The following is a 10281-nucleotide window of genomic DNA, read 5'->3' on the forward strand; positions in this document are numbered from 1 at the left end:
ATAACATAATTGTAGCCTGCAGATCGAAGGCTTTAACTTCTTTCAGTTCACCATCTTTAGAGGTGGGAGGCTTCTGTATCTGTCACTAAGCTCTTTCGTTACAAAAAAACATCTACTGAAAGAAGTTAAAGAATCTGCAAGATATCTGCGGGGAAAGTGAGTCAGGGGAACCCCTGCAGACGTTTAGCGTCAATGGAGTAACGTCACCCCTAGGATATTGAGCAGATTTTTATTTCCCTTCATTCGCATATGTCGGTTAAAAATCTTATGAAGAATTTCGACAAGATGAAAAGGTTTATGGAACGATGTCAATAAATATTCTGAAAATATAAGTTATATTTATTGACAATCGAATGGAAAAATTGATAAAATCAAAATTAAGTAAAACCTATAAAAATAGTAGGGATTAGGAGTGGATTGATATATGAGTAGATTAGCAAACTCAGTAGCTGAATTAGTTGGTAAAACACCAATTGTTAAGTTAAATCATGCAACAGGTGAAAACGAAGGTACTGTTTATGTAAAATTAGAATATTTTAACCCGGGAAGCTCAGTGAAAGACCGTTTAGCTTTAGCGATGATTGAAGCGGCTGAAAAAGACGGTACATTAAAGCCAGGTGGTACAATTATCGAACCTACTTCTGGTAACACGGGTATTGGTCTTGCGATGATTGCTGCCGCTAAAGGTTATAAAGCGATTTTAGTAATGCCAGAAACAATGAGCTTAGAGCGTCGTAACTTATTACGTGCATATGGTGCAGAGCTTGTATTAACACCTGGGCCAGCAGGTATGAAAGGGGCAATTGCAAAAGCAGAAGAATTATCTGTTGAACAAGGCTACTTCTTACCACAGCAATTCACGAACCCAGCTAATGCTGTTGTTCACCGTTTAACAACTGGTCCGGAAATTGTAGAAGCATTTGATGGTTTAAAATTAGATGCATTTGTTGCTGGTGTCGGTACTGGTGGTACAATTACGGGTGCGGGGGCAGTGCTAAAAGAGAAATATCCGGATATTGAGATTATTGCGGTTGAGCCAAAAGATTCACCAGTGCTTTCAGGTGGGCAACCAGGGCCTCATAAAATTCAAGGTATTGGAGCTGGCTTCGTACCAGAAGTGTTAGATACAGATGTCTATTCTTCTGTAGCCCCGGTTGAAAATGAGATTGCTTTCGAGGTAGCTCGTAAAGTAGCGCGTGAAGAAGGCATTTTATGCGGTATTTCATCAGGTGCAGCTATTCATGTTGCGATTGAAGCGGCAAAACGTTTAGGGAAGGGCTCGAATGTTCTTGCAATCGTACCTTCTAACGGAGAACGTTATTTATCTACACCTTTATATCAATTTGAAGACTAATCTATTTGTTCGTAAGGCTCCTTTAAGAGGAGTCTTTTTTTGTTGTTATTTATATCTTTCCGAATGTAGAAACATACAGTGCTTAAATTGAAAAATATTCGCTTCCAGGCAATATTCACGTTAAGATGGAATCACATCATATGACTTAAAGGGGAATAGCAACTTGAAGACAATACTGACGAAAACAATATCGATGGATGCAGACTCGTTTTTTTATAGTTATAAGAAGCAAACAGAAGCAGAACAAGCACATGTATTTTTAGAAAGTGGACGCGGAGGGAATTTTACAATAGCTGCTTGGAATCCGCTAGCTACAGCACAATCGATCGAGAATGGTTTGCTTGTAAATTGGCGAAATGGTGAGATGGAAAATTTAATCGGTGAGCCTCTTGCTTTGTTAGAGAAATTAGTGGAGAACTATCACATTTTATATAATGCGGAGCTTCCTGTTTTTCAAGGTGGAGCTATCGGATTTGTTGCATACGATTATGCTCGTAAAATTGAAATGTTACCTAATAATGCTGTAGATGATCTACATATACCAGATATTTATTTTTATATTTTTGATTGCTGGGCAGTACACGATGCGAAAACAAATAAAGTAACGCTTATGAAGCTAACAGACTGTAATGTGAATTTGGAAGAATGGGCTAATGAGTGGCAAGTGGCCGCACAAGAAGGACTGCTTAGACGTAAATTTGAAAAAACAAGCGCTGTAGAAATAGTAAATGACGAAAGTGAATTATTAGTATCATTTGCTGGAACTGCCTTTGAGGAAGCGGTAAGTAAAATCCAAACATACATAGCGCAAGGTGATGTATTTCAAGTGAATTTGTCAGTACGTCAATCTAAAAAGTTAAAGGCGACTGCTATGGATGTATATGAAGCATTACGTGCATTTAATCCTTCACCGTACATGGCTTATATAGAAGCTCCGGATTTTGCTGTTGTTTCTGGTTCTCCTGAGCTTTTGGTGAAGCGTCACGGTAATGAGTTGTCTACTCGACCAATCGCTGGTACACGACCTAGAGGAAGATCCGAGGAAGAGGATTTAGCATTAGCGCAGGAATTGATTGATAACGATAAGGAACGTGCTGAACATGTAATGCTTGTTGATTTAGAGCGTAATGATTTAGGGAGAGTATCTACATACGGGACGGTTGAAGTAGATGAGTTCATGGTAATTGAACGCTACTCACATGTGATGCACATTGTCTCCAATGTACGAGGAGAAATAGCTGAAGGGAAAACCAATGCAGACGTTATCCGTGCTATGTTCCCGGGTGGGACAATAACGGGTGCACCGAAAATTCGTACGATGGAGATTATTGAAGAATTAGAACCTGTAAGACGAGGATTATATACGGGTTCAATTGGCTGGCTAGGCTTTACTGGTGATATGGAATTTAATATCGTTATTCGTACAGCATTTGTTAAAGATGGAGTAGCGCATATTCAGGCTGGAGCAGGGATTGTTATTGATTCTGTTCCGGAAAGAGAATACCAAGAATCTTTGAATAAAGCGAAAGCAATGTGGCAAGCAAAGGCAATGGCAGAGGAGCGAGCAAAATGATTTTAATGATTGATAACTACGATTCTTTTACGTATAACCTTGCACAATATTTCGGGGAGTTTGGCCATGAATTAGTGGTCAAGAGAAACGATGTATTGACAGTGAAAGATATAGAGCGGCTTGCTCCAGATATGATTGTTATTTCGCCAGGCCCATGTAGCCCGAATGAAGCGGGTGAAAGTCTGAACATTATTAAGTATTTCGCGGGAAATATTCCGATTTTAGGCGTTTGTCTTGGCCATCAGGCTATTGCTCAAGTATTCGGAGGGAATGTTATACGGGCTGAGCGTTTGATGCATGGTAAAACATCACCGGTGTTACATGATGAAATAGGTTTGCATAAAGGGATGCCAAATCCATTTGCCGCAACACGCTATCATTCGTTAATAGTAGAAAAAGAAACATTACCGGCGTGTTTTGAAGTGACGGCATGGACAGAAGAAGGCGAAATTATGGGTATACGTCATAAGGACTATCCAATTGAGGGAGTGCAATATCATCCTGAATCGATTATGACGGAGCAAGGTAAAAAACTTCTACGCCAATTTGTAGATTTGTATGTTGGGGGAGCAAAGTAGATGCTGTGCTGGATGAATGGAGACTACATGGCGGCGCAGGATTTGCGCATTTCACCATTTGATCATGGATTTTTATACGGGTTAGGCTTTTTTGAAACGTTTCGAACGTATAAGGGAAAGGTGTTTTGCTGGGAAGCGCATATGGAAAGGTTGCAAAACGCGCTTTCTCAATATCGTATTCATATGCCGTATGCTGAAGAGGATTTGTTAAAGGTTGTTCAACAATTAAATGAACAGGCCAATGGACAGGATGGGTATTTCCGTATAAATGTCTCAGCTGGAGAGCATAGTATAGGTTTACAACCTACTGAATATAGAAATCCGAATATTATTGTTTTTCGCAAAGAATTACATGATACACCTCGAGGTATGGAAAAAAACGCACAATGGCTTGTAACACCGCGTAACACACCTGAAAAAGGGCTCCGAGTAAAGTCGCACCATTATGGCAATAACGTTCTTGGACGTTTTGAGATGCCATCTTTAGCGCAACAAGAGGGCTTCTTTTTAACGGAAGAGGGCTTTGTTGCTGAAGGGATAACATCAAATATCTTTTGGGTGAAAGATGATATACTATATACGCCTTCTTTAGAGACTGGTATTTTACCTGGAATTATCCGAGCGTGGGTAATTGAGCGAGCACAATCTCTGGGGATTAAGGTGAAAGAAGGTTTCTTTACTAGAGAGGATATAGAGCAAAGCTCAGAGTGCTTTATTACTAACTCTATACAAGAGCTTGTTCCAATCCTTACATTAGAGAGCCAGCAATTATTAGGCAATAAAGGACCTGTTTATTCGCGTTTACATGAAGCATTTGTCAATGAAGTGGGACAAGAATAGAAGGAGAGTTAACATGCTAGAAAAATATAAAACACCATTAACAATTAACGGTATCACGTTAGACTATACAGCAGAAACTTTTGTGATGGGTATTTTAAATGTCACACCGGATTCATTTTCAGACGGAGGAAAGTACAATAAGGTTGAAGCTGCAGTTGTACAAGCGAAAAAAATGGTAGCAGAGGGTGCTAAAATTATTGATGTTGGCGGGGAATCAACACGGCCAGGTTATGAGCGTATTTCCGATGAAGATGAAATTGCGCGAATTGTACCAGTTATTCAAGCATTAGTAGCCGAAGTGCCAGCAATTATATCTGTTGATACGTATAAAGCGAACGTAGCTCGTGCAGCCATTAAAGCTGGTGCGCATATTATTAACGATATTTGGGGAGCGCAAGCTGAACCTGATATTGCACAGGTTGCTGCAGATTTAAATGTACCTATTATTTTAATGCATAATCGAGATAACACTGATTATGGTGCTGATTTCTGGATGACTGCAAAGGCAGACTTAGAGAAAAGTATTGCTATTGCCCGAAATGCAGGTATACCAGACAATCATATTATTTTAGATCCGGGTATAGGCTTTGCGAAAACTACCGCTCAAAATATAAAAATGATGCAGCATTTAGAGGATTTAGTAGCAATGGGTTATCCTGTTTTACTAGCGACTTCACGCAAATCGATGATTGGTAATGTCTTAAAGCTGCCTGTTGAGGAGCGTATTGAAGGTACAGGTGCAACAGTTGTTTACGGTATTGAAAAAGGATGTCATATGATTCGTGTGCATGATGTAAAGGAAATGGCACGAGCTACACATATGGCTGATATTTTAGTTGGTAAACGTATTTACAAGGAGGAAGCGTGATGGACTATATTCATTTAAAAGATATGCAGTTTTATGGGTATCATGGTGTTTTGGCAGCAGAAACAACACTCGGTCAACGCTTCCGTGCTAATGTTTCACTTGCTGTAGATATGACAAAGGCTGGAGAGACTGATGACTTGGATTACACGGTGAATTATGCAGAGGTTTATGCATTATGCCGTGATATCGTAGAAGGCGAGCCATTCAAGCTTATTGAAGCACTTGTATCGAAAATAGCAAATTGTATTTTAGAAACGTACCCAGAAAAGGTTAAGGGTGTTCGCGTGGAGCTTATTAAACCAGACCCACCAATCCATGGCTATTATAAAGAAGTATCGGTAGAGGTAACGAGAGGTGATTACTAATGAATGATGTGTATTTATCGATTGGTACAAATATGGGAGATCGATTGGACAATTTACAACATGCTGTTAGCCTTTTAAAAGGCAAAGAGGAAATTGAAGTTGTACACATTTCATCTGTTTATGAAACAGCTGCCGTAGGCTACACCGACCAAGCAGACTTTTTAAATATTGCTGTTCATATTAAAACGAGTTATTCATCTTCCGAAATGCTAAAAACTTGCCAGTGGGTTGAAAGTGAACTAGGACGTGTTCGTGAATTTCGATGGGGTCCTCGGATCATAGACCTTGACATTTTGCTCTTCAATCACGAAAATATTGAAACAGAAAGCTTAATTGTTCCGCATCCAAGAATGTATGAGCGAGCTTTCGTGTTAGTACCATTGATAGAAATTACGCCTGTACCAGTTGGAAAACAACTGCAAAGGGCACATGATATAATGGAACAGTTGGACTGTGAAGAGGAAGGCGTTACTTTATGGCAAGCAACAGCAGAGCTGAAAATGATGCAGTCCGTTCATTAAGTTGCTAATCCAGTGGTCAAGGATTATTGGTGTATTACCTATAATTGCATAGCATTAACGATAGATATATATAGAAATAGGTGAAAACCTATAGAAGGAGGACAACATTGAGTCAGACAACGGAGAAGCCGTTTCAAATTGGCGATATAGTCATGGACAACCGTGTCGTATTAGCGCCAATGGCAGGGATTTGTAACTCTGCTTTCCGTTTAACTGTTAAGGAGTTCGGAGCAGGGCTAGTATATGCAGAAATGATTAGTGATAAAGGAATTGTCCAAAAGAACGAGAAAACATTAGGTATGCTATATATTGATGAGCGTGAAAATCCACTTTCGTTGCAAATTTTTGGTGGGGATAAGACGACGCTAGTGGAAGCGGCTAAGTATGTAGATGAAAATACAACTGCTGACATTATCGATATTAATATGGGCTGTCCAGTGAATAAAATTATTAAATGTGAAGCGGGCGCTCGTTTACTTTTAGACCCGGATAAATTATATGAAATGGTAGCGGCTGTTGTCGATGCGGTTAAAAAACCTGTCAGCGTAAAAATGCGTATTGGTTGGGATGACGAGCATATCTTTGCAGTTGAGAACGCACAAGCTGCCGAACGCGCTGGTGCTTCAGCGATAGCTGTTCATGGACGTACTCGTGTGCAAATGTACGAAGGAAAAGCGAATTGGGATATCATTCGTCAAGTAAAGGAAAATGTAAAGATTCCTGTGCTCGGTAATGGTGATGTAGAAACGCCCCAAGATGCAAAACGTATGCTTGATACTACTGGGGTAGATGCAGTCATGATTGGACGCGCTGCTTTAGGGAATCCGTGGATGATTTATCGTACAGTTCAATACCTTGAAACTGGTGAGCTAAAGGAAGAGCCAAGTGTACGTGAAAAAATTGATGTATGCTTGCTTCACTTTGAACGCCTTATGCAATTAAAGGGAGAATCTGTGGCCGTACGTGAAATGCGTAAACATGCTTCGTGGTATTTAAAAGGTATTCGCGGTAACGGTAAAGCGCGAAAAGAGATTAACCAAACAGAAACTGCGGCAGAGCTTCGTGTATTATTAAATGGACTTGTACAAGACTATGAAGAGCTTGAATCTAAATTAATAGTACCAGGAACGAAAGAATTAATTATATAACTTCTTTCATCTGATTTCATACGCAATTATGCCAAGGTATAAAGATTAAATGAAAGAGGCGTCTCACTGTTCGTTTTGAGACGTCTATTTTTCTGTCAACATTAGTTTTTAGAATTATTAATTATTTCTTCTGTTATGGAAATTAAACCGAAACAGATGATTACAACAATAAAATTGTGTACAATAGAAATATTATGGACGTAAACGCAACACGGACAATTTAATAAGGAGTGAAACAAGTGTCAAACATAGAAGAATTAAATGATCAGCTTTTGGTGAGACGCCAAAAAATGACGGCTATTCGAGATAATGGTCAAGATCCATTTGGTAGTCGTTTTGAACGTACGCATTTATCAACTGAAGTGCGTGAACAATTTGCAGATCAAACAAAAGAGCAGCTGGAAGAAAACCTACAAGAGGTAATTATTGCGGGTCGTATTATGACAAAACGCGGTAAAGGGAAAGCGGGCTTTGCACATATTCAAGATTTAGGTGGCCAAATTCAAATTTACGTTCGTCAAGATCATGTTGGCGAAGAAGCATATGAATTATTTAAACAAGCTGACCTAGGCGATATCGTAGGGATTCGTGGTAATGTATTCCGAACACAAGTAGGGGAGCTTTCAGTAAAAGCTGAAGAATTTACATTCCTATCAAAAGCTTTACGTCCTATGCCAGAAAAATTCCACGGCTTACAAGACGTTGAGCAACGTTACCGTCAACGTTATTTAGATTTAATGACGAATGAGGATAGTAAAACAACATTCATTACACGTTCTAAAATTATCCGTGCTATTCGCAATTATTTAGATAACGCAGGGTATTTAGAAGTTGAAACACCAATGCTTCATACAATAGCTGGTGGTGCAGCGGCTCGTCCGTTTATTACACACCATAATGCACTTGATATGGAATTATATATGCGTATTGCAATCGAACTGCATTTGAAACGTCTTATTGTTGGTGGACTAGAGAAAGTGTACGAAATTGGTCGTGTTTTCCGAAATGAAGGGATTTCAACACGTCACAATCCTGAATTCACAATGATAGAGCTGTATGAAGCTTATGCGGATTACAAAGATATTATGTCTCTAACTGAAAACCTTATTGCTCATGTAGCTAAAGAGGTTCTAGGTACTACTACAGTTCAATACGGTGAAGATGAGATTAATCTTGCTGTAGGCTGGAAACGAGTTCATATGGTAGATGCAGTAAAAGAAGCTACTGGTGTAGACTTCTGGCAACCTATGACGAAGGAACAAGCACAAGCGCTTGCTAAAGAGCATGGAGTAGAAGTTAAGGAAACACATGAGGTAGGGCATATTATTAATGAGTTCTTCGAGCAAAAGATTGAGGAGACGCTTGTTCAGCCTACATTTGTTTACGGTCACCCAGTAGAAATCTCACCTCTAGCAAAGAAAAATCCAGAGGACGAGCGTTTCACAGACCGTTTCGAACTATTTATCGTTCGACGTGAGCATGCAAATGCCTTTACAGAACTAAATGATCCTATAGACCAACGTGAACGTTTTGAAGCTCAGTTAGCTGAAAAAGCAGCGGGTAATGATGAAGCGCACGAAATGGACAATGATTTCATTGAAGCATTAGAATATGGTATGCCTCCAACAGGTGGATTAGGTATTGGTATCGACCGCTTAATCATGCTTCTTACAAATTCACCATCAATTCGCGACGTATTATTATTCCCAACGATGCGTCATATTACTAAATAGTTATTTCGGGTTAAAAGCAGGAGTCGAGGTGCAGAAAAGCGCTAAGACTCCTGTTTTCTATCTCTACCGGATGTTAAAATTAAAAGAATTAAGTAGAGTATTTAAATGATGAACGAATATAAGGTATACTTTTAGAGTTCTATAATTTGCACATAAAGTAGAAATAGAAATTATTAGAAGTTTAATGGAGGCTTATAATGAATTATAAAATCTTTAACAAACCAGTATTTGAACAGGCACAAGTACGCTCAGTCTCAGATGTTCTGTTAACTGAAGAAGAGCTTGAACATGGTATGAAATTGGCGGTTTCTAAGTCAGATCCAACTCTTTCTTTATATTTAGTGGATATAAACGGTCAGAAGAAATTCGATGTCCGTTGGGATGATTCCTCGGAAATTTTCAGCGGCTGGTATTCGGCATGGGATAATTTCACTTGGTGCCTAGACATTGTTGATAAACAAAGTAATTAAAATTGGTAGGTTTGTAACTTTCTAATTTTGACTACCGCATTTGAAAAGGGAGCATAGTATTGTATCTTAGTATGATTTCTTTTTTCTAGTTTTGTTTAGCAAAACAATAAGTTAAACAGTAATAAACATGAATAAGTAGGAGTCGAGGTGCAGGAGAATCACTTTGGCTCCTTTTTTTCGCAGTTAAGTATTTGTTAGAGTAACAATGTGTATTTGATATTTTAAATGCTTTACAAAGGAAAGCGTAAGAAAGTATCGTTGGAAAAGGAACTATTTTTATATTCTTCTTATTTAGTTTGTTGAGATTTATGAGAAAGAGATGTATAGTAAAACAAATATAGTGATAGCTAGAAGATTATAAGAATTATTTAGTGCTCGAAAAACCGTAAAATAGCTCACTAATTCTAAATTTATAAAAAAAGATAAATTTATAGCAAAAAACACTTGCGGTTGTATTGGAATCGTGATAAATTATTACTTGTCGTTAAGACGACGCAAGAAATGAAACGGATTTAAAAAGACATCTAAAAAAGATGTTGACATTGAAATCCTAGAGTGGTATTATATAAGAGTTGCTACTTTTGAAACGAGGTAAAAACACTTCTAAAAAAAGAGTTGACAACGAAAAACAAAAGTGTTATAATATAAAAGTTGTTGAGTTAAAACAACGACGATATGAACCTTGAAAACTGAACAAGCAAAACGTAATCAATAAAGTTTTTAGTAGATAACCTTGAGTTAGTGAACAAAACACAATTTTGGACATCAAACATGATGCCAGCAAAACAATTTGAGCTAATCAAATTTCTTTTTATGGAGAGTTTGATCCTG

10 protein-coding genes are annotated in these 10281 nt (G+C 38.4%); all 10 read left to right on the forward strand.

The genetic code is table 11. The features are described from left to right. Positions 1 to 424: 424 nt before the first annotated feature. The 10 genes from cysK to MWJ95_RS23535 all read left to right on the forward strand — a co-directional run bounded on the left by cysK (position 425) and on the right by MWJ95_RS23535 (position 9450). Positions 425 to 1354: a cysteine synthase A gene (cysK, locus tag MWJ95_RS23490; RefSeq protein ID WP_249107326.1), complete on the forward strand. Its 930-nt coding sequence runs from the start codon at positions 425 to 427 to the stop codon at positions 1352 to 1354. 163 nt (positions 1355 to 1517) lie between these two features. Further along, positions 1518 to 2927, forward strand: a complete 1410-nt coding sequence (locus MWJ95_RS23495) for an anthranilate synthase component I family protein (protein WP_374110275.1) — start codon at positions 1518 to 1520, stop codon at positions 2925 to 2927. Further along, positions 2924 to 3505: an aminodeoxychorismate/anthranilate synthase component II gene (pabA, locus tag MWJ95_RS23500; RefSeq protein WP_249076067.1), complete on the forward strand. Its 582-nt coding sequence runs from the start codon at positions 2924 to 2926 to the stop codon at positions 3503 to 3505. The genes MWJ95_RS23495 and pabA overlap by 4 nt, the downstream gene beginning before the upstream one ends. Further along, complete coding sequence (gene pabC, locus MWJ95_RS23505) at positions 3506 to 4345, forward strand: aminodeoxychorismate lyase (protein WP_249076068.1); 840 nt, start codon at positions 3506 to 3508, stop codon at positions 4343 to 4345. Between the two features lie 13 nt (positions 4346 to 4358). Continuing rightward, positions 4359 to 5213, forward strand: a complete 855-nt coding sequence (gene folP, locus MWJ95_RS23510; protein ID WP_249076069.1) for a dihydropteroate synthase — start codon at positions 4359 to 4361, stop codon at positions 5211 to 5213. Next, entirely contained in the window at positions 5213 to 5578 is a 366-nt protein-coding gene (gene folB / locus MWJ95_RS23515) for a dihydroneopterin aldolase (RefSeq protein ID WP_249076070.1), read from the forward strand. Before folP ends, folB begins: the two co-directional genes overlap by 1 nt. Next, the gene (gene folK / locus MWJ95_RS23520; RefSeq protein ID WP_249076071.1) at positions 5578 to 6099 is read left to right on the forward strand and encodes a 2-amino-4-hydroxy-6-hydroxymethyldihydropteridine diphosphokinase; all 522 of its coding nucleotides are present in this window, start codon (positions 5578 to 5580) and stop codon (positions 6097 to 6099) included. Before folB ends, folK begins: the two co-directional genes overlap by 1 nt. Before the next feature lie 107 nt (positions 6100 to 6206). After that, the gene (dusB, locus tag MWJ95_RS23525; RefSeq protein ID WP_249076072.1) at positions 6207 to 7247 is read left to right on the forward strand and encodes a tRNA dihydrouridine synthase DusB; all 1041 of its coding nucleotides are present in this window, start codon (positions 6207 to 6209) and stop codon (positions 7245 to 7247) included. Between the two features lie 230 nt (positions 7248 to 7477). Beyond that, a complete protein-coding gene (gene lysS, locus MWJ95_RS23530; protein ID WP_308221953.1) occupies positions 7478 to 8980 on the forward strand; it encodes a lysine--tRNA ligase in 1503 nt (500 codons plus the stop codon). Between the two features lie 197 nt (positions 8981 to 9177). Next, positions 9178 to 9450 carry a hypothetical protein gene (locus MWJ95_RS23535; protein ID WP_249076073.1) on the forward strand — a complete coding sequence of 91 codons (273 nt, stop codon included), beginning with the start codon at positions 9178 to 9180 and terminating at the stop codon, positions 9448 to 9450. Positions 9451 to 10281: the final 831 nt, after the last annotated feature.

This window comes from Lysinibacillus sp. Bpr_S20 (assembly GCF_023337835.1).
Taxonomy (GTDB): Bacteria; Bacillota; Bacilli; order Bacillales_A; family Planococcaceae; genus Lysinibacillus.